This window comes from Candidatus Falkowbacteria bacterium (genome assembly GCA_013336275.1).
In the GTDB taxonomy this organism is placed as follows: domain Bacteria; phylum Patescibacteriota; class Patescibacteriia; order Patescibacteriales; family GWE2-39-37; genus JAAXUA01.
Genome location: JAAXUA010000002.1, coordinates 21,771 through 42,116, shown reverse-complemented (window position 1 = coordinate 42,116; position 20,346 = coordinate 21,771). Strand labels below are relative to the sequence as shown.

Genomic DNA, 20,346 nt, shown 5'->3' with positions numbered 1-20,346 from the left:
GTTTTAAGTGGGGTATCGATTGCTTATCGAAATCGGCACCCCGTTAATAAGATTATTTGATTTTAAAAATCACATCAACCTTCATGCCTCGCGCCTTATTGGCATAATAGCCGGTTATCAGGGAAACGACGGAGAAGAGGCCCGATTCATTCTGATGTTCTCTCAACAGCGCTTCTATCCTTAGCTCGCGTGGTACCTCGACGCTTATCCTGTCCGGGGCATCAAGCCTGGTTTTGGCGTGCGCCACCACGACTGGTCCATAAACTTCGTCAACCTCAGCCAAGACATCGCCCGGCCGGGCCAGCTTTAGCAGCTTCTCGTTCTCTTCTTCATCCCGCCCGACAACGATCAAAACGTTCTCTCCTCTCAGCTTCAACCAGAAACTGCGTCCAAGCTTGATGAAAGCGACGTCCTCGCCGGTGCAATCGGGCCAATTGATAATCATCTCTTTCAACTTCTGCCCGAACACCGGGTCGGTTAACAAACAGCCGCCTGCAGGGCTAGGGTAGTCGACCAATCCGTACTGCGCCGCCAATTCGACTTGGCGGTGGCGGGAGCGTCCGTTGATATCCAACAATTTATCCCGATCGACCTTGCCTTCTTTTTCTGTAATAGTCTCTGTCAGCAGTTTGGCTGACAGGGGGCGGAGCAGGCGATCACCGACGCCGGAATAATCAGCCACTATATTCAAAGCCCGCCTATTCTGCGACATTGGCCGCTGGCCCAAAACCTCGCCCGTGGCAATAAAATCATATTCCTGCGCGACAGCCTTGATTGAATTATCAGGATAGACCAAGACCATCTCTTTGCCTTCCATTATTTCCTTGGCTTCACGCAGCATCATGGCGTGGCAGTCGATACAAGGATTCATGTTCTTACCATAACCGTGCTTCGGCTGTTTGACCATCTCCAGGTGTTTGGCCGCGAAATTGGTCGGAATCAACGGAATACCCAACTGCTTGGCCGCTTTCATGCCGCGCTCAGCGCCGAAAAAATTACTGATGAAAGTTACGCCAACTACCTCGACGCCCTGCTCGATCAGTGTCCGCGCCGCCAGCATTGAATCAAGGCCTCCGGATAACAATACGATTGCTTTCGACATTTAAATTTTCTTAATGCCTAGCCAAACGGGTTCGCCGTTAGCTTTGACTTCCTTTTCTGAATCAATATCCGTAGCACGCTCTTCTTTTATCACGTCAGCCAAGACATCTTTAGCCAGAGCATCGCCCAGTTCGCCAATCACTTTCTTCACCAGCGGTTTCGGAAAATCGGAATCAACAGCGCTCCAGTAGACCGCTATCCTGTCCTGAATAGTCAAACCGGCATTCTTGCGCATAGCGTTGATGAAGCGCACCAATTCTCGCTTGACGCCATCCATTAGCAGCTCTTCGCTCATTTCCGTCCCCAATTCGTTCGCGCCGAATCGCACTTCCAAGACATTCAATTCATCCTTGATAATCTCAACGTATTCGGCTGACAGTTCCTTTGCCAAGTCGGTCGAGTAATGTGGTAACGCCTGACGAATCTTGATACCGGCCTCGTCGCGCTTGGCTAACCCGGCCTCGACGATTTTCCTGATCGCCTCCATCTGCCCAAGTACGGCCTTATCGGTGGTGCCTGGTTTCGGCCAACTTTCAAGATGGACGGACTTGCTATCATTGCCGAAATTATTGCCAGTCACTTTCTGCCAGACTTGCTCGGCAATGAACGGCATGAACGGCGACATGACTTTGGCGAGTTCCGCCAAGACAAATCCGGTGGTCGCCAAGGCGGCCTGCTTGTCCGCCTCGTCTTCTCCCTTGAAGCGATCGCGCGAGCGGCGGATATACCAAGTCGACAGTTCGTTGATAAAATCGCCGATCGGGCGCACCGAACGCGGCAGGTCATAGGCATTCATATTCTTGGTCACTTCTTCGATCAATTCATCCAGCTTAGCCAATATCCACTGATCCAAAACGTTGCCAGATTCGTTACGCGTTACGCCTTCCGAGTCACGAGATTCTGCGGCATACATCTCATAAAACTTATAAACATTCCACAGGATCATGATATTTTTCCTGAACAGGTCCTTGACCTCGTTCTCATTGAAGAACAGGTTTTCAGCATGCATGACCGTCGAGCCCATCAGATAGGCCCGCAATGCATCAGCGCCGAATTCATTGATGACTTTGTACGGGTCAGGATAATTCTTCTTTGATTTGCTCATCTTTTCTCCCTTCTCGTTCAAAATAACGCCGGTGGTGATGACGTTCTCAAAGCTGTGGCTGTCGAACAAGCCGGTTGAGATGGCATGCATCACGTAGAACCAGGCCCGGGTCTGCGAGATATACTCGCTGATGAACTGGGCCGGGAAATTGTCCTTGAATTTCTGTTCGTTCTCGAACGGATAATGCATCTGGGCGAACGGCATCGAACCGGACTCGACCCAGCAATCGAACACTTCCTTGATGCGTTTCATCTCATGGCTGCATTTCGAGCATTTCCAAGCGAGGTGGTCGATGTTGTGATTATGGATATCGCTGATTTCCGAAGCGCCGCTTTTCTGTTCTAGCTCTTCGACGCTGCCTACCACTTCCATCTCGCCGCACTCCTCACAGCGCCAGATCGGAATCGGCGTAGCGAAATAGCGGTTGCGCGAAATATTCCAGTCCGGCGCCTGCTCGATGCCCTTGGCGAAGCGGCCATCCTTGAGATGCTCCGGGTACCAATTGACCTTCTGGTTGTTCTCGAGCATCTTCCCTCTAATCTTGGCGATATTCAAAAACCAAGCCGGAATGGCGTTATAGAACAAGGCCGTGTCACAGCGATGGCAGTGCGGATACGAGTGCGACACTTTGACATTGGCAAACACCGAACCGCGTTCGGTCAACTTATTGATAATCAACTCATTGGCTTTCTTGAAATACAAACCGGTAAACTCAGGCACGGTCTGGGTGAAGTGTCCTTTCTCGTCCAAGGTCGGGATGATCGGCAATTCGAATTTCTGACCCAGCTTGTAGTCGTCTTCGCCATAGACCGGAGCGATGTGGACGATGCCGGTGCCGTCGTCAGTGGTCACGAAATCTCCCGGCACGACATAATAGGCCTTTTTGGATTGTTCTTCTTCTGGCAATAGAATGTCCAAAAGCGGCTCATACTCCAAGCCGAGCAGCTCGGCGCCTTTTAGAGCTTTAACTATCTTAGCTTCCTTGTCTTTGAATACTTCGCTTAAACGCTCTTTGGCCAAAATGTAAGTTGAGCCATCTTCAACGATTACGTAGTCGATATTTTCTCCCACCGCCAAAGCGACGTTGCTCGGCAAGGTCCAGGGCGTAGTCGTCCAAGCCATCACATACACATCGCCGTCGAGCCCTAATTTTTCCTTGGCGTTAATCGCTTTGAATTTTACATAAAGAGTCGAGTCGGTCACGTCCTTATAGCTGTTGTCCATGGCGACCTCGAAGTTCGAGATCGGGGTTTCGCAGCGCGGGCAATACAAGAGGACTTTGCGGCCTTCGTAAATCAGGTCCTTGTTCCACAATTCCTTGAAGCCCCACCAGACAGACTCCATGAAGGTCGTATCCATGGTCTTGTAGGAATTCTTGAAATCGACCCAGCGGCCGATGCGCCGCACCATGCCGTCCCAAATATCAGCGTATTCCAAAACGCGAGAGCGGCAGGCTTCGTTGAAAACAGCTACGCCCATTTCTTCGATCTGCTTCTTGCCGCTGATCTTCATGTCAGCCTCGATGATATTCTCGATCGGCAAACCATGACAATCCCAGCCCCAGCGCCGCTCGACACGGTAACCCTGCATCGTCCAATAACGCGGGACGACGTCTTTGGAAACGCTCGACAATATGTGGCCATAGTGCGGTTCGCCGGTGCCGAAAGGCGGGCCGTCATAAAAGACGTAGTCGCCCTGGGGCGCCTCACGCTCGACCGATTGCTCGAAAATTTTAGCCTTATCCCAAAAAGTTAAGACCTCTTCTTCCATCTGTTGGAACTGGTTAGCTCCCTGCGGGTTGGTGGTTGGTTCTGACATATTAATAAATAGAAGGCCTAGCCCTCGGCTAAGCCCCTTTTTTGCCTTGATTATAGCTATAATTTAACCTAATTTAAGCTATTTGTCAAAAAAAAGCCCACTGGTGTGTGGGCTCTCCGAATAAGTCGGATAGTTAAGGTGCGTTTGGTCTTTAAACCACGAAAACTGATGGGCTACCCAGGAAAGTTTCTTGATAACTTACCTAACATTAGGTCATTTCTTGTCAGCCTACTCCTTGAAGGCGTTTTCCAAGAAATTCATGGGGCTATCGACGGCAGCAACGGTCACGATCAGGTGCGTCCTTCCCTTGTTGGCCAAGAGAGTAAAGGCCGCTTCGCATTCGCCGAAGATCCTGACGCAGACATCACAGTCGGTCTGTTTGGCGTCCAGCGCCAAGATGGAAATCTTGTTTCTGGCGTCAGCATCGAACTGCAGGGACAAGGCGTGTTTGGTCTTGACGTAATCGACGTAGCCATCGATCGAGGCCTGATGTTCTTTGTCTGCTGCTACCAGTCGCAATGCTTCCTCCTGCCGCTCAGCATAGCCATCATTCAGCGCATTGATGAATTCCAACGGCTCGATGGTCCCGTCAATCATGGGCAGGGTGAAGGTCAACTTCGTTACCGGCGTCTCGGAGAGGTGGGTTTCATAAACGCCGATGGTTGCCTCGAATGCGGCCAACAGCCCCCTGGCACCGGTGCCTTCGGATACGGCCAGTTTGGCGATGTGACGCAGGACGCCATCTTCGAAATCGACATCGACGCCGTATGACTCCATTACTTCGCTGAAGTGCATGATGATGGGTGCCTCCGGATTGCGAAGGATGGTGAACAGCTGTTCTTCGGTCAGCTCGTCCAGCATAACCCTTACCGGTACGCGGCCGAGGAGCTCCGGTTCCATACCGAAACTCTTCAGGTCTTCGTTGGTCGTCTTGCGCAAAAGGTCCTTGTTATCGGACTTGCGACGGATTTCGGCGCCGAAACCGAGCTGTTTCTGGGTCAACCTTTTGCCGACTATTTCCTCAAGCCCGGGGAAAGCGCCAGCGAAGACGAACAGGATGTTCTTGGTACTGATGGTCTGAGGCGGTATTTCCTTGCCCTCGCTTGCCAGCTTGTAGGCCCGGACAATCTGCTCGACGTCCGGCTTCTCTTTCAGCGAGACTTCAGCGTCCTCGATCAGCGTCAGCAAAGCTTGCTGGACGCCGCGGCGGGAAACGTCAGGACCGATCGAGCCGTTGCTCGAGGCGATCTTGTCGACCTCGTCGATGAAGACGATGCCGAACTGGGCTAAGGCGACATCTGTCTGTCCGTCTTTCAGCTTGGTTTTGCGTGCCAAGTCCCGGATGATGTCCTCGACATCGCCGCCGACATACCCCGCTTCGGTGAACTTGGTAGCATCGACCTTGACGAAGGGCACGCCGACGATCTTGGCGATCAGCTTCAAGAGGAAAGATTTGCCAGAACCGGTCGGTCCGACCAGCAGGATGTTCGACTTGATGCGATCGACATCGTCCATCGGGTTAGAACCCTTGGCCAGCCGCGAACGTACGGCGTTGTAGTGGCCGCAGATCTTGGTGGCCAGGATCCGCAGCGCTTGTTCCTGTCCGATGACCTTCTTCTCGAGCTGGGAAATCAGTTCTGCCGGCCTCATGGTGAAGTTAGCGATGAAATCGCTATCTGCGCGCTTGCCGACAGCTTCACCCGACTCGTCCTTTTCGCGCTTGGAAATCGTTCCCAAAGCATCAAGAACACGTTTTACCTCATCCGCAACCTGTTGACCATTCCGTTTCTCGTCCATGTCGTTCTCCTTGTGTGCGTGGTTAAAGTGGATTGTATAGAACCATTTGCGTAAAAACTGCTATTAATAGCCAATTTTGGCCGAATAACTAATTTTGACGATATTCCAAATTAACATAAACTTTATATTTTGTCAATAAATATATATTGACAAAAATAGTAAAATATGCTATTATCTCTAATTATACAGACTTTTTAGGCCAACAACCACCCAAAGGAGGAATGACCCGTGGAAAACGCAAGAAAAGTGGCCCTGATCTTTAACAAGAGCTTCAAAAGCCAAACCAGACAACGCTCCAACCCCGGAGTAAGGGCGGCCAACCTCTTTTGGCCCAAAGTCATCAACTGCATCGAAAAAAATGAGATTGCTTGTGAACTGACCGAGGACCGCGTCCTCAAAGAGCATTTCGCCGTAGGCTACTCGGCAGCCAACCAGCTCAAGGAAGCCTATCTGAGCGCTTCTGAAATCCGGGTGGTCCACGCCATCGACAGCCGCGGTCTGCCCACCGTCACTGCCCTTTTCTTCAAGAACCCCCAACCGAGCCGTTATTATGAGCTCGCCATCTCCTTCTGCCCAGAAACCGGCGACCCCCTCCTTGCTGGAAGAGCCTTTCAGCACAATACCAGGCTCGCCGCCTAAAACGGCACCCATCCCGCCCCTAACCGGCCCCGTCTTACCACGGGGCCATTCTTTTTGCCAAAAGTGGCAGACATTGTTATATTGAACATACTTTTATGGATTTCATCTTTGACTCAAAATTCAAACCGGCCGGCGACCAGCCCAAAGCCATCAAGGGCCTGGTGGACGGCCTCAAGCAAGGTTTCCGCGACCAGACGCTTTTGGGCGTGACCGGTTCGGGCAAGACTTTCACTATGGCCAAGGTCATCGAGGCGACTCAGCGACCGACGCTCATCATCTCCCACAACAAGACCTTGGCTGCCCAGCTTTACGGCGAGTTCCGCCAATTCTTTCCCCATAACGCCGTCCATTATTTCGTCTCCTACTATGACTATTACCAGCCCGAGGCCTACATCCCTCAAAGCGATACCTATATCGAAAAGGAGGCGACCATCAACGAAGAAATCGACCGCTTGCGCCACGCTGCGACCCAATCGCTCCTGAATCGCCGCGACGTCATCATCGTGGCTTCCGTCTCTTGCATTTACGGCTTAGGCGAAAAAGCCGACTACGAAGCCCTAAGCAAACACTTGGCCGTCGGCCAAGTTATCAAGCGCAACGAGCTCTTGCTCGAGCTGATCCGCCTACAATACCAGCGCAACGACGCCGAGTTCCTGCGCGGCCAGTTCCGGGTCAAAGGCGAGACCGTCGACATCCACTTGGCCACCGGCGAAGCGATGATCCGCGTCCTGATGTATGGCGACACCATCGAAAAAATCTATCTCTTTACCATCGTCCCCGGCAAGCAATTGCCCTGGGCCGAGACTTTCCATAATAAGCAGGAATACGAAATCAATGAAGTCCGCATCCTCCCCGCCAAGCACTTCATGACGCCGGAAGAACGGATGACCGCCGCCGTCGAGACGATACGCGAAGAATTGAATGAACGCTTGAAGCAGCTGACCAAAGACGGCAAAGACGTCGAAGCCTACCGCCTTCAACGCAAGACCAATTACGACCTGGAGATGATCGAACAGGTCGGCTACTGCAACGGTATCGAGAATTACTCACGCCACCTCTCTGGCCGTGCGCCCGGACTGCCGCCCGAAACCTTGATGGATTTCTTCCCGGATGATTATCTGGTCATGGTTGACGAATCTCACGTCACGCTGCCCCAGATCGGCGGCATGTACGCTGGAGACCAATCACGCAAGCAGAATCTGATCGATTACGGCTTCCGCCTGCCTTCAGCCAGGGATAACCGCCCCTTGAACTTCATCGAATTCAACGAGAAGGTCAAGCAGATTATCTACGTCAGCGCCACGCCAAATGCCTATGAAATCAAGAATTCCAAGCGCGTCGTAGAGCAGATCGTCCGACCGACCGGTCTCTTGGATCCGGTGGTCGAAGTGCGGCCAAGCAAGGGACAGGTGCCCGACCTGATCAAGGAAATCGAGGCCACTGTAATCAAGGGCCAGCGCGTTCTCGTAACCACCCTGACCAAACGCATGGCCGAAGAATTGTCAGCTTTCTTGCAAGAACAGCACATCAAAGTCCAATATTTACACAGCGAGATTGATACCTTGGAACGGGTCGACATCCTACGCGACCTGCGTTCCGGCAAATACGATGTCCTAGTTGGCATCAACCTCCTGCGCGAAGGCTTAGACCTGCCTGAAGTATCTCTCGTTGCCATCCTTGATGCCGATATGTCCGGTTTCTTGCGCAACGAGACTTCACTGGTGCAGACCATGGGCCGTGCCGCCCGCCATCTCGAGGGACGAGTCGTCATGTACGGCGACAAGGTGACGCCGGCCATGCGCTACGCCTTGAACGAGACCAAACGCCGGCGCAAAATCCAAGAAGCCTACAACCAGAAACATCACATAACCCCCTCATCGACGACAGCCAGGATGCACGATAGCATCATGTAGAATCAAATAAAAAAACACCGGCCAGACGGCCGGTGTTTTTTCGCTATATTATTCAGCTTTTTCTTCTGTTTCTTCTTTCTTTTCTACCTTAGCCTTCTTCTCTTTCTTCTCTGCTTTTTCTTCCGGTGCTTCGACAGCCGGATTAGCTAAGCCCAAGCGATGCTCGCGAGGCTCGATGGAGATAATCTTGAAATCAACTTCTTCGTTAACCTTATAGAGCTCCTCGATCTTCTGGCCAGGAGCCAGAGCCAATTGGCTGACATGGGCCAAGCCATGGATGTCATCATCAAGCTTGACGAACAAGCCGAACGGATTGACCTTAAGGATCGTGGTCTTGACCACATCACCAACCTTGAACTTCTCGCTGATATTGTCCCACGGATCGCGGGCTAATTTCTTGGCTGAGAGGAAAATCTTGGAACCATCGATATTAATGATCTCAGCTTCGATTTCCTGGCCAGTCTTGAAGAGGTCGGCTGGATCATCGATACGCTGCCAAGCGAGCTCGGAGATGTGGATCAAACCTTCCAGGTTATCGCCAAAGCTGATGAAGACGCCGAAGTCGGTCACAGCAGTGATCTTGCCGGACACCCTGGTACCGATCTTGTACTTGGCGATTACGTCCTTCTGCTTCTCGTTCCAAGCCTCCTTTTCGGAGAAGATGATCTTCTCACCCTTATCATCCAAAGTCATGACGCGGACTTCGATCTCGTTGCCGACGAAAGACTTCAATTTTTCTAAAATGCGGCTCTTGTCTCCGCCGGAAACGCGCGGATAGTTTTCAGGAGCCAACTGGGATACCGGCAAGAAACCGGCAATCTGGCCGAAGCTGGCCAAAAGCCCGCCGCGGTTGGCGTCGATGACGCGCACCTTGATGACGCTCTTGTTGGCGAAAGAATCGCGCAAGCCGGCCCAAGCCTTTTCCTGTCCAGCATAGCGGAAGGACAATTCGATATTGCCGTGTTCGTTCTCTTCCTCGATGACGGTTGCTTCGATGGTGTCGCCTGGCTTCAAGCTGGCGTACTCCGGTGCTTCGTCATACAATTCGCGGCCGCGGACGATACCGATGAAGGTGCCGTCGATGTCCAAACGGACTTCGGCCTTGGAGGCGGAAACGACCAGACCGGTGACGGTCTCGCCGACCTGAGGAACATGGATCGCCTCTTTTTCTTTAGTTAAGATTGCTGCAAACTCGTCGCTTTCGGGAGTCTGCTCTGCTGTTACCACTAGGTCAGCCTGTTTTTTTGCATCTGCCATATGATATTTTTTCAACTTGCCCAATAAAAAAATCGGGTTTACCCTGCATTTTTTATGGCAAGTTCCCTGACCACCTCCTCCGCCTTGGGCGGACTGAAATCTGGGAGTTTATTATAGGTGTTTATTCATTTGTAATGATGGGTCTATCTTACAATATTATGCCGCATATGTCAACCCTTAAGAAAACCCTCAGAACCGGACATAATCCTGCCAGATTTTGTATAATTCAGCTGTCGCGATCAGATCCCAGCTGTTATACCCAGCGATATCCTGATAGCGCCGCTCCTTGAAAAACCGGCCGACCTCTTCCCCCGTGATGCCATTGGCCTTAGGGCTGGAGATACCGAAAGCGCGGCAGTACAGGTGGAGGCTGTTCTTGCGCCTGACCGCTCCGTAAAACGACAGTTGGTCCATCAGGTCGATGTGCTTATGCTCACGCGATTGGCTCGAAAGGTAGCGGTTCGACAATAGGTCGACCGTCGGCCTGATCCGATTGACGGCCGAGCGGATCTGCATGAACGGCACATCGAAGCCGCGGCCATTGAAGCTGATGAATTCCCGATAATGCTTGGCCCCTTCCCAAAAGGCATGGAGCATCTCGGCCTCGGTCCTAGGCTTGAAGGTGAAGTTCTCTTCTTGATAATCCTTGAGCTCCAGTTCGGGCGATTGGAAATAAACCACGCCCCGATCCTTCTCCGTGTCATAGATACCGAGCGCCACGATTTCGCCGGTCAGCGGCGAGAATCCCAAGCCATCCTTCATCTCAGCCAACAAATGATCGTGCTGCTCTTGGTTGCCGCCGGCTTCGCGCCTGATCCAACGGGTCAATTGTTCCTGGGTAGTCTTGTCGAGCTGTTCGAAATCAAGACCGACCGTTTCAATATCGAATACCAATGCCATATTTTTACGCAAACGGGCAAGGATCGCTCCTTGCCCGTTTGCTATTATGATTCCCTTGTTTACTGGCCGCAGCCGGCAGCGCCGGTGCTTCCGCCCTGGGTCGTGCCATCGCCGAAACCCGGAGCCGGTTCGGCTGAAGACAGCTCAGTCGAACAAGCTGCCGGAGCCTTGTTGAAGGCTGAGCAGATGGTCTTCAAAAGTTCAGACGGTGAACGTCCTGAACTGATCTGCTCGCCGTTGATAACGAGAGACGGAGAGCCCTGGACGCCGTATTTCTCATTGTCAGCCTTATGGACATCGAACGGTGGGAACTGACCGGTCCAGCCTTCCTTGTTCTTGTATTTTTCAGTGACTTGGAATTTTTCATCAGATGATTTGACGCAAGCATTGACCTTGCCGGTATTGACTTTGACCTCGGCTAGGCACTTGGCGGACTCATCGCTCTTCAGGAAGCACTTGAGGTAAGGCAGGAGTTTGGAATTATCTTCCTTGTCGATGCAATACTGCAACAAGTTTTCCTTGATTTCCTTTTCGTCATGCATGGCGTAATTGACGAACTTCAAGTTGAAATCGATGGACTCGCCCAGCTTCTCGACAACCGGGATGATGCCCTTCTCGATCTGGGTGCCATACGGGCAGTAGCTCATGACGAACAGCTCGACCTTCGGCTTATCCGACTTCGGTGCGACGGCAGACGGCTTTTTCTGCTCCGGGCTGCTCTGGTCGCCACCTTGGCCAGCGGCCTGTTTCTCTATTTCTTCCAGATTCAAAGACTGAGGGAAGAAGGTCTTACCATCCTTGGTGAGATAGGCCTCGATCGGCTTGCTGTTGCCAGGGATGCTGACCTCGAATTTATACATATTCGTATCGGCATCAAGAGCGAAGTTAGCCAACGTCGCCGTCTGCTGTCCGCCCAGAAGAACCTCGTTGATAAACTTTTCAGCTTTGGCCTGCGCCTCGTTAGGCTTCAGCACGACCTGTCTCTTGCCGCCCAGAGTGCAGCCGGTTGCGATAAGCACGACCGCCAGGGAAAGCATGATTATTTTTTTCATAAAAAATAATTATATTAGTTAATGACTTATTAAATCCAAGTTACGCTGGCCACCTCGTCGCCGCCTTCTTTGAGCCGCATCAGGCGGACACCCTGCGTGTCGCGGCCAAGTTCCGGTACGCTCTTGTAAGGCAGACGGATCACTTGGCCCTTGTCGGAAATCACCACCAAATCACGGTCGTCCATGACATCGCGATCCAAAACGAAAGCGTTGACCAGCTTGCCGGTCTTGTCGGTGACCTTGGCAGTACGGATGCCGGAACCGCCTCTTCCCTGAACCTTGTACAACGCGAGTTCGGTCCTTTTGCCAAAACCGTGAGCCATGATAGTCAGGACCTGCGATCGCTTGACCTTTTCCTTATCGGTGCCAATGATGCCCATGCCGACGATAGCATCAGTCTTCTTCAGGCGCATACCGAAGACGCCGGCCGCACCGCGTCCCATATCACGGACATCGGCCTCCTCAAAACGGATAGCCTGTCCTTCGGCGGTGATCAGCTGGACCTGGTCTTTGCCGCTGGTCGGCTTGACCCAGATCAGCTTGTCGTCCTCCTTGATCTTTATGGCAATCAAGCCGCTGCGGCGGACATTATCGAAAGCATGCAAATCCGTCTTCTTAACCAACCCCTTCTCGGTAGCAAAAAACAGGAATTTCTTGTCAGCTATCTTGTCGAGAGGCAAGACAGAAGTCACTTTCTCGTCGCTAGCCAATTGGAGGAAATTGACGATCGCGTTGCCCTTGGCAGTACGCGAGGCCACCGGCACGTCATAGCCCTTGAGCTGGAAGACCCGGCCCTTGGTGGTGAAGAATAGTACATCGGAATGAGTCATGATGGTAAACATGAACTCGACCATATCCTCTTCCTTGGTTGTCGTGCCTATGACTCCCTTGCCGCCGCGTCCTTGCACCTTGAAGGTTTCCGGGGAAACGCGTTTGATGTAACCGTCCCGGGTCATAACGACCACTGCCTGCTCATTCGGCACCAGGTCTTCGACTGAAAAATCGCCTATGGCATGCTCGACGACACGGGTGCGACGTTCATCGCCGAATTTATCCAGAAGCGCGCTGGTCTCGTCCTTGATGATGATGCGGATCTTTTCGGGTGACTTCAATATTCCTTCCAATTCCTTGATCAGTTTCTGCTTGTCTTTCAATTCCTGCTCGATCCTGATGCGTTCCAGGTTGGCCAGCTGGGCCAGGCGCATCTCCAATATGGCCATGGCTTGGCGCTCGGTCAATTTGAACTTCTTGATTAAGTTCTCTTTGGCGACATCGCGGTCTTTCGACTCCTTGATAGTCTTAATGATGGCATCGATGTTGTGCAAGGCGACCATCAAACCTTCCAAGATGTGAGCGCGATCCTTGGCCTTGTCGAGTTCGTATTGGGTGCGGCGGCGGATCACATCGGCGCGATGTTTGATATACTCTTCCAACACCATCTTCAAAGTAAGGACTTTAGGCTGGATGCCGTCGACCAGCGCCAGCATGTTGACGTGGAATTTTTCCTGCAGCTGGGTCAGTTTGAACAGGGCGTTCAAGATCTTTTTCGGATATGCTTCTTTTTTCAGATCCAAGACTACGCGGATACCTTCGCGATCGGACTCGTCGCGCAGATCCTTGATACCTTCCAGCTTCTTGAGTTTGACCAGGTCAGCGATCTTTTCTACCAGCGTGGACTTGTTCACCTGGTATGGGATTTCGGTGATGACAATCTGAAAATTGCCTGCCTTGTTCTCGACGATCTCGGCCCGGCCTCGCATGACGATGCCGCCTTTGCCGGTCGCATATGCCTGAAGTATATCCTGTTTATTGTAAATGACGCCTCCGGTCGGAAAATCAGGGCCCGTAATGAATTGCATCAGGTCCTCGACCGTGGAGTCGGGGTTATCGATCAGATGATTAATGCCGTTGACCAGCTCGGTCAGATTGTGTGGCGGAATATTGGTGGACATGCCGACGGCGATGCCCATGGTGCCGTTCAAGAGCAGCTGCGGCAGCTTGGCCGGCATCACGCGAGGCTCTTTCTGCGAACCGTCGTAATTCGGCGCGAAATTGACCGTATCTTTGTCGATGTCGAAGATCAGCTCCTCAGCTATGGCTGCCAGCTTCGCCTCGGTATAACGCATGGCCGCCGGGCTGTCTCCATCAATCGAACCGAAGTTGCCTTGGCCCCTGACCAACGGGTAACGCATGGAAAAGTCCTGAGCCATTCTGACCATCGAATCGTACACCGCAGTATCGCCGTGCGGATGGTATTTGCCCAAAACTTCACCGACGACGGTCGCCGATTTGCGGAATTTGGCGTTGGAACGAAGGCCGATGCTCCACATGGCATACAGGATGCGGCGATGGACTGGTTTCAAGCCGTCACGTACATCCGGCAAGGCGCGCGAAACGATCACGCTCATGGCGTAATCCAGATATGACTTGCGCATCTCTTCGACGATCGGCTGCGGCTCGACGATGCCCCAAGCCGTCATGGCTTGGTCATTTATAAGCTTAACTTCTTTGTCTTCCTTTTTAGGCTCATTAGCCTCCTCTTCCTGAGGATTCTTGGGCTTGGCTTGTTTGGCCATAGTAATATCTGCTTAAACGGCAAAACCGGCAGGAGCAATCCAAAACCGGTTTGCACTCTATTAAACTAATTTTATCTTACGGACGAGGTGGCTTCAGTCGTGCCTCGATTCAGGCGCAACTCCAATTCCTTGATGGTATTCTGGATCGCCTCTTCGTTCAGCGAGGTGGTGGTAGCCATCTCTTCGGTGGTGGTCGAAGTCAGGTCGCGCTCGGTCGTAGTGGCCGACACCACCGTCTCCGGTGTGCTGGTCGGCGTAGTCGAGGCCAGCTGTTTCAAACTCTCGTTGGCCTCGCGCATGGCATTGGTTATGTCATCGCTCACCTTCTTGAAATCAAACTGGTCAGTCGGCTTTTCAATAACCTCGCTCTGCAACTGCAGCTTGATGCTCATGAACCACAGTCCGAAGACCATGATCATGATGAAAATCACTGCCGTCCACATGATCATCGACTTCTCTTTCTCGGAATATGGCCTGGTCGGTTTCGCGGTTACCGCTTGAGCTTGGACTGCCGGCTGAACCGGTTCTTGCTTTGTCGGACTGGCCAAGGGGGCCGGAGAAACCGCTTCAAACGGCGTGGCTGGCATAACTGGAGCAACGGGAACAGGGGCGGGCGCCGCCTTCACGGGCGCTTGGACTGCGACTGGCACGGCGGCAACAGCCGGCTTAGCCTTCTCTTTCAAGACGCGCACCGCCACGCCGACTCGTTTCTTTTTCTTTTCCGATTTTACAGAGCCTGCGACAGCATCCGTAGATACTGCTTCTTTTTTCCTCCTTGGCATACTTTTTTTATTTGAAAATTTATTTTACAGATTCAAGATCACCAGCTCCATCTCATCCTGAGGGAGATCTTTTTTAGCGATCTTCAGCTTCTCTTCGTAGCGAGGCTTGATGCCGAGTTCTTTGACGAATTTTTCCACGCCCTCGATATCCAATTTCAAGCCTGGAACATGGTAGTGCATCGGGATGACGATGCGCGGTTCGATCTGACTGACCACCTCGACCGCTCTCTTGGCATCAATGGTGTATTTGCCTCCGACTGGAATCAGCAATATATCCGCACCGACCAAGCTTTCCAACTGCTTCTGCTCAAGCGGCTGCCCCAGGTCGCCTAGGTGCACCACCACGATATCGTCCATATCTATGCGATAAATGATATTCTTGCCGCGATCAGCTCCTTTGTGTTCATCATGGAAAGACTCGACGCCTTCAACTGCCACATCTTTAATCTCGAATTCTCCGGCAGTATCGATAACATACGGCGTGCCTTTGATCGCTTCACGGTTGCCGTGATCATGGTGGTCGTGCGACATCGTCAGGATGTCCGCCTCCAAGCGCGGAACCTTCAAGCCGAGCTTAGCATCAAATGGATCAGTTACTAAAGTCACGCCATCGGATCCGATTTTATCCTGAATTTTAAAACAAGAGTGGCCCAGCCAAGTGATATACATAATTTCTAAATGCTAATTTTAGGTAAATTCAACCAGCAACAAACTGGACAAAAACCGCTAAAAATGGCTTAATTTAAACAAAATAAAACTACTTCTATTTTACTAGAAGTAGCTCAATAAATCAAGGATTTTCCCAAAGAAAAATCTGGTAAAAAAATAGAATAATAAAGGAATTGCGGTTATTTTTCCCTAGCTCCTTTGAAGATGATGGTTGATGTTTCCCGGTAATTTCCACCCAACAAGCGTTGGAGCTTGTCTGCGGCCTGCCCTCTGACGGTTTCATTCTGGCTTGCCAAGTCTCTCATGCTTACAGTCAGGATATTGGAAAGCACCCTAGAGCTGCGCAGCTCGGCTCCGGTCAGATTGCGGCTATTCCTGATCTTATCCAGGGCAACGGCTAGATTTTTTTGCTCAACACCCCCGATTTTGACTCCGCGCGCCTCAAGGTATTGGGCTGCCTCGCCATTATTAAGCTTGGCGATATTGCTCACATTGCCATCCCTCATTATATAGTTCAGCTGCTTCAGCCGCTCTTCCCCTAGTTTGGGGCGTTGGATATCGCTAAGGCGCAAGTCCTTGGCCGGGGCTTTGATTTTTTCCTGTTCAGGAACAGGGCGCTCGGCCTGGACGGCCTCCTTTTCTTTAGGGGCTGCAGTCGGTTCGGTCGGACGCTCGGGCACGGTTTTGGCCTGTTTTGCAGCAAACTCTTCCTCCGGCTCATTAGCAACCATGGCGACCTCTTTTTTCGGCTGCGGATATTCTTCATTGCCCGAAAAGCGCTGCTCATTCAAGCGATTAAGATTGTCGATATTCCTGATATTATGCGTCAGCTGGCGCAGATTCTTGGCATCTAGCTCCAACATCGGCTGGCCATTCCTGATACCCAGGTCGCCCTTCCAAAAATCCCAGCGGCCGAAGCCCAAGAAGCTGTTCGGCTGCATCATGCCGATCTTGTTGTGACTGATATAAACATCGACTTCTCTGGCAGCACCCGGCAACTTGATGCCCTCGGCCACAACAACGCCGTCATCCCGCATATTCAGCTTGAAATTCAGCTCCTTGAGATGTCCTAAGCCGACCATGTCCCGGACTCCGTCCCTGGCCATATCGACATACCCGGCGCCGCCGAAAACCTTAAGATAACCGACTGCCCGCACCGGCAAGGCCTTCATGTCCTCCGGCATCTGGGTGTATGCCTTCAGCAGATGCCCGTTATATTCGACTTTGGTCTTGTCCGTGAAAGCCCGATCGACTAAGCTGAAAAATTCCTTGGCCCGGCTGCCTGTCGGCAATTCGCCTAGATGCTCTTTCCAAAAAACCAGCTTGCCTTTCTCGTCAGGCGATATGCCATCGTAAAAATTTATGACTTTGGCTATTTCCGTATCCTTAATCAGCAGGTTGCCCTGGCCATCCTTGCCGACGACATCTGCCAATTCATTGAATCTTGCCCGTGCCAACTTGACCGCTTCGCTCTCGATACCGTGAGGATCTTTGGCTAATTCACTAGCCTCTCGCTCGTTCTGTTCTAACAGTTCCCGCATTTCTGGCGGCATATTCTCTGACTGGCTGCCATTACCGCCTCCCCTTTCCGCCAAATTACCGCCCGTTACTCCTCCCTTGTGCACGTACTCGTAGCTCTCGTGCTTATTGCCCTCAAAAGCTGAGCCGCTGGCATGAGACTCTTCTTTCTGGAACATTTCCTGGCTCGGCTTATTATTGAAATATTCATGCACCTCGAATTTGCCGTCGCCCTTGCGCTCAAGCACATAAGCAGCCCGTCCGATAGACTTGGTGCTTAAGCGGACTTCTTCACCCGTTTCACGGTTCCAATATCCGGTCTCGGCGGCCGCTCTTGCGGCCGTAGCCGAAGCGTATTTTTCCACGGCGGCCGCATCATCGGCATCGCCCTTGAAGCCGAACTCCTCCGGGCTCTCCACGATCTGACGTTTCAGCACCCGGATTACGCCATCCCCCTTGTGCACGACCGCACTTTCCGAAAAGTTCTTATTCGGATCGAATGGAGCCGTCTCTGCGGCATTTTTCGGTGCAGCAGGAGCCGGGACTGAATCAGCACCTGAGTTGGCCTTAAGTTTGGCCGAAGCGTGCTGTTCTTGGATCGGCGCTTTCGTCTTGGCTGCAGCTGGCTGTTCTGCGGCGTTTGCCGGTTGAGCGGGTACGGTCTCAGGGGCTGGTTGCCCTGCCGCCATTCCAGTTGCCCTGCCGCCAGTGGCCGTGGTCCTGTTTCCGAAGTTGGCGGAACTTGAACCATCCTGACCGGCCGGGGCCTTGCCATCCAATTGGTTAATCAACTTCTCATTGACTGCTGCGGCTCCTGCTGGCAGCGGGGTGGCTTCCTTGCGGACATCCGCCAAGGAGCTCTTGGGACCCAAGCGCCACTCATTAACGGCGTGGGCCATTTCCGGCAGCTGCTGCATCATCAGCCTGATCGAATCGATAAGCATCACGTTGGCGGCGGCTTTGCCGGTCCACTCGGTCTTCTTGGCCGCATAAGCCAACCAATCGACCACTCCCTGATCACCGATCATGCGGTCGAAATCTTTTAATAATTTCTCGCTCGAAGCGAAAATCGCCTGCTTTTTTCTAGTCTTCTCCTCCGATGAAAGTTTCTGGTTGTTATCGATCTTCTCTAAATCATCGTTTACCGATTTGACCGCCCACATGATATCGCCTTTCAAAAATACCTTGCCCAGCAAAGAAGAGCTGGAAACATCAAGGCGGTCCAAGCGTTTTTTCAAATCTTCGGGCAGATGCTCCAAGTAGGCCTTGTCCATCGCCTGCTTGGCTTCGGCCAGTTTGGCCTGATCGATGTTTCCATCAGCATCGGCGATCCTGATATCCTTGATGCCAGCCTTTTCGTACAATCCCCAAGCCTCCTCGGCGACTCGATCCATTTCCTTGTCCAGCTCTTTCCTTTCTTTCTTGGTCATCTTCGCCTCGAAGTCGACATCCGCCAGCGTGCGATTTTTACTAATCACTTCCTTGTTGCCCAAGCGCACCTCTTTACCTGCCTCAGCACCACGAGCGACAAACAAGGCTCCGGCTGTTACATGCCGGAAAGGATTGAATGCTCGCAAGCTGCCACCGGCCACATCATAAGCGATTCGGCCGACCCGCAAAAGATTGCCTGCCATAGCCCCCAGGCCGGCCGCACTGCCCAAAACTCCTTTTTTCTGTCCGAGCATCTTTTCTGCCCTGGCAGCATCGCGCTCATGTGTCTTGGCATATTCAGTTATATACTTATTCCAGGAACCATCTTTATCCTTGCCCATCGTCATACTTCCGGTAACCCTTTTAAAAACATTGCTCTTGGTCTTCTGCAGCCAAAAGCCGAAATTGGCCATACTCTCAACGATTCCTGCCTGCTCTTTCGGCGGCAACTGGCTGATGCGCTCAACTTCCTCATTTAATTGGGCATCGAGTTGCGCCTCCAAGTCGGCCAGGGAGTTTTCCGAACTGCTGTCAGGCGACAGCGAGTCATCAAGAGCCGGCTCCGCAATCGGCAAATTATCAGGCGCTGTCGCAACAGGCGCCGCTTCATCAGCCTGATCGGGATCCAATCCATTTTCAAGCTCGGCTATCTGTAATCTTAATTTTGCCGCTTCTCGTTCGAACTCCTTCCGCGCTTCGCGGTTATACTTCGGTTGATTACCGTTATTCTTCCTGGCACTGATCTTATTTTCCAAAGATTTCAAGTTGTGCTTCAGCGCTTCAAGCTCTTTCAGCTTCTGTTCTGCCAACTCCGCACCGGCCGCGACCGCTGCTCCGGCTGCATCCAGCTGCCCCTCCAAGTCCGCTTCTTCGGCGTCATCAAAAACCGAAAGACCATTTTCGGTGCCTTTCAGCTCTTCATTTTTCTGTTCGACCGCTACCTTCAAATCAGAATAAAGCTGTTCGATCGGCTCTCTGGCAGACAGTTCTTCCAATCCTTTGAGCAGCTCCTTGTTATTCGTATTCTCGCTGACAATCTGCCCCCACGAGGTCGGTGGCATAAAAACGACCTCCCCGTCGGCCGCATCTTCAGCCTTGATGGCTCGGACTCTGTTGATTTCAGCCCTGAAAGCGCTGACTTTTTCAAAAAAGAAGGCCTTGGCCTCTTCGGCCCTCTTTTCGGCCCGAGCCTGTTCAACCACGCCCTGCACGTCGGCCACGCCTTGCTCTTGTCCTTTCTTAACCAGAGTGTCGTGGTCTTCCTGCTTCAGTTGTCCGACCTCGTCAATCTTGGACTGTATCCGGTCGCGCAAACCTTCAAGGTCATTGCTTAATTTCTCGTATTCTTCGATGGCCTTAGGCGGGATGCCGCCTACAGACAGAATCAGATCATGAATGGAGCCTTCTACTTCAGACAGCTGCTTATTTTTCAAATCAACCAAAGAGGTCTCAGCGCCATTGAGGCCGTCAATCAGCCGCATGGACTTGGCATAGAAATCCTTTTTTAACCCCAAAGAGTTGTCATCCGACTCCAACTGTGTCAGATATTCCGCAAAGTTATTCTTATAGCTTTCGACGGAGCGCTCGATCGATTCGAAACGGTCATTATAATGTTGGATCTTTTCGACTTCTGGCGCCATGGATTCAGAAAACTGCGCAGCCTCATCCGAGCCGGCTTTCTTTTCCCGCTTCTTCTTGCCTTTGGCCGTATCATGGTCTTCCTGCCCGCTTTGGCGTTTTGATTTTTTTTCAAAACCGTCGACAGTTCCCTGTCTGCTCATATTTTAT

The 20,346-nt window shown here is 52.1% G+C and carries 12 protein-coding genes; 2 read left to right on the top strand and 10 right to left on the bottom strand.

All coding sequences use genetic code 11. The features are described 5' to 3' along the window. Positions 1-52: 52 nt before the first annotated feature. The 3 genes from HGA34_01855 to HGA34_01845 all read right to left on the bottom strand — a co-directional run bounded on the left by HGA34_01855 (position 53) and on the right by HGA34_01845 (position 5,821). Entirely contained in the window at positions 53-1,102 is a 1,050-nt protein-coding gene (locus tag HGA34_01855; GenBank protein NTW22272.1) for a hypothetical protein, read from the bottom strand. Next, a complete protein-coding gene (locus HGA34_01850; protein NTW22271.1) occupies positions 1,103-4,024 on the bottom strand; it encodes an isoleucine--tRNA ligase in 2,922 nt (973 codons plus the stop codon). A gap of 228 nt (positions 4,025-4,252) precedes the next feature. Beyond that, positions 4,253-5,821: an AAA domain-containing protein gene (locus HGA34_01845; GenBank protein NTW22270.1), complete on the bottom strand. Its 1,569-nt coding sequence runs from the start codon at positions 5,819-5,821 to the stop codon at positions 4,253-4,255. A 228-nt stretch (positions 5,822-6,049) separates the two neighbouring features. Here HGA34_01845 and HGA34_01840 point away from each other — a divergent pair, with 228 nt between their 5' ends. Together HGA34_01840 and uvrB are read left to right on the top strand one after the other, a co-directional pair. Then, positions 6,050-6,460, top strand: a complete 411-nt coding sequence (locus tag HGA34_01840) for a hypothetical protein (GenBank protein NTW22269.1) — start codon at positions 6,050-6,052, stop codon at positions 6,458-6,460. A gap of 95 nt (positions 6,461-6,555) precedes the next feature. Then, positions 6,556-8,373 (top strand): excinuclease ABC subunit UvrB, encoded by a 1,818-nt coding sequence (gene uvrB / locus HGA34_01835; GenBank protein ID NTW22268.1) that lies wholly within the window; start codon positions 6,556-6,558, stop codon positions 8,371-8,373. A 48-nt stretch (positions 8,374-8,421) separates the two neighbouring features. Here uvrB and HGA34_01830 read toward each other — a convergent pair whose 3' ends face one another. The 7 genes from HGA34_01830 to HGA34_01800 form a co-directional block, all read right to left on the bottom strand. Continuing rightward, the gene (locus HGA34_01830) at positions 8,422-9,630 is read right to left on the bottom strand and encodes a S1 RNA-binding domain-containing protein (GenBank protein ID NTW22267.1); all 1,209 of its coding nucleotides are present in this window, start codon (positions 9,628-9,630) and stop codon (positions 8,422-8,424) included. A gap of 189 nt (positions 9,631-9,819) precedes the next feature. Then, the gene (locus HGA34_01825; protein ID NTW22266.1) at positions 9,820-10,530 is read right to left on the bottom strand and encodes a hypothetical protein; all 711 of its coding nucleotides are present in this window, start codon (positions 10,528-10,530) and stop codon (positions 9,820-9,822) included. Between the two features lie 59 nt (positions 10,531-10,589). Then, positions 10,590-11,582, bottom strand: coding sequence for a hypothetical protein (locus tag HGA34_01820; protein ID NTW22265.1), 993 nt, complete (start codon positions 11,580-11,582; stop codon positions 10,590-10,592). 29 nt (positions 11,583-11,611) lie between these two features. Beyond that, complete coding sequence (gene gyrA, locus HGA34_01815) at positions 11,612-14,062, bottom strand: DNA gyrase subunit A (protein ID NTW22264.1); 2,451 nt, start codon at positions 14,060-14,062, stop codon at positions 11,612-11,614. A gap of 167 nt (positions 14,063-14,229) precedes the next feature. Further along, positions 14,230-14,940, bottom strand: coding sequence for a hypothetical protein (locus tag HGA34_01810; protein ID NTW22263.1), 711 nt, complete (start codon positions 14,938-14,940; stop codon positions 14,230-14,232). A gap of 24 nt (positions 14,941-14,964) precedes the next feature. Beyond that, the gene (locus HGA34_01805) at positions 14,965-15,609 is read right to left on the bottom strand and encodes an MBL fold metallo-hydrolase (GenBank protein ID NTW22262.1); all 645 of its coding nucleotides are present in this window, start codon (positions 15,607-15,609) and stop codon (positions 14,965-14,967) included. A 179-nt stretch (positions 15,610-15,788) separates the two neighbouring features. Then, entirely contained in the window at positions 15,789-20,339 is a 4,551-nt protein-coding gene (locus HGA34_01800; protein ID NTW22261.1) for a hypothetical protein, read from the bottom strand. Positions 20,340-20,346 lie beyond the last annotated feature (7 nt).

Coding starts and splice junctions, on each gene's coding strand:
- HGA34_01855 (NTW22272.1), bottom strand. CDS start 1,102: ATGTCGAAAGCAATCGTATTGTTATCCGGAGGCCTTGATTCAATGCTG.
- HGA34_01810 (NTW22263.1), bottom strand. CDS start 14,940: ATGCCAAGGAGGAAAAAAGAAGCAGTATCTACGGATGCTGTCGCAGGC.
- HGA34_01830 (NTW22267.1), bottom strand. CDS start 9,630: ATGGCAGATGCAAAAAAACAGGCTGACCTAGTGGTAACAGCAGAGCAG.
- HGA34_01825 (NTW22266.1), bottom strand. CDS start 10,530: ATGGCATTGGTATTCGATATTGAAACGGTCGGTCTTGATTTCGAACAG.
- HGA34_01805 (NTW22262.1), bottom strand. CDS start 15,609: ATGTATATCACTTGGCTGGGCCACTCTTGTTTTAAAATTCAGGATAAA.
- HGA34_01820 (NTW22265.1), bottom strand. CDS start 11,582: ATGAAAAAAATAATCATGCTTTCCCTGGCGGTCGTGCTTATCGCAACC.
- HGA34_01850 (NTW22271.1), bottom strand. CDS start 4,024: ATGTCAGAACCAACCACCAACCCGCAGGGAGCTAACCAGTTCCAACAG.
- uvrB (NTW22268.1), top strand. CDS start 6,556: ATGGATTTCATCTTTGACTCAAAATTCAAACCGGCCGGCGACCAGCCC.
- HGA34_01845 (NTW22270.1), bottom strand. CDS start 5,821: ATGGACGAGAAACGGAATGGTCAACAGGTTGCGGATGAGGTAAAACGT.
- gyrA (NTW22264.1), bottom strand. CDS start 14,062: ATGACGGCTTGGGGCATCGTCGAGCCGCAGCCGATCGTCGAAGAGATG.
- HGA34_01800 (NTW22261.1), bottom strand. CDS start 20,339: ATGAGCAGACAGGGAACTGTCGACGGTTTTGAAAAAAAATCAAAACGC.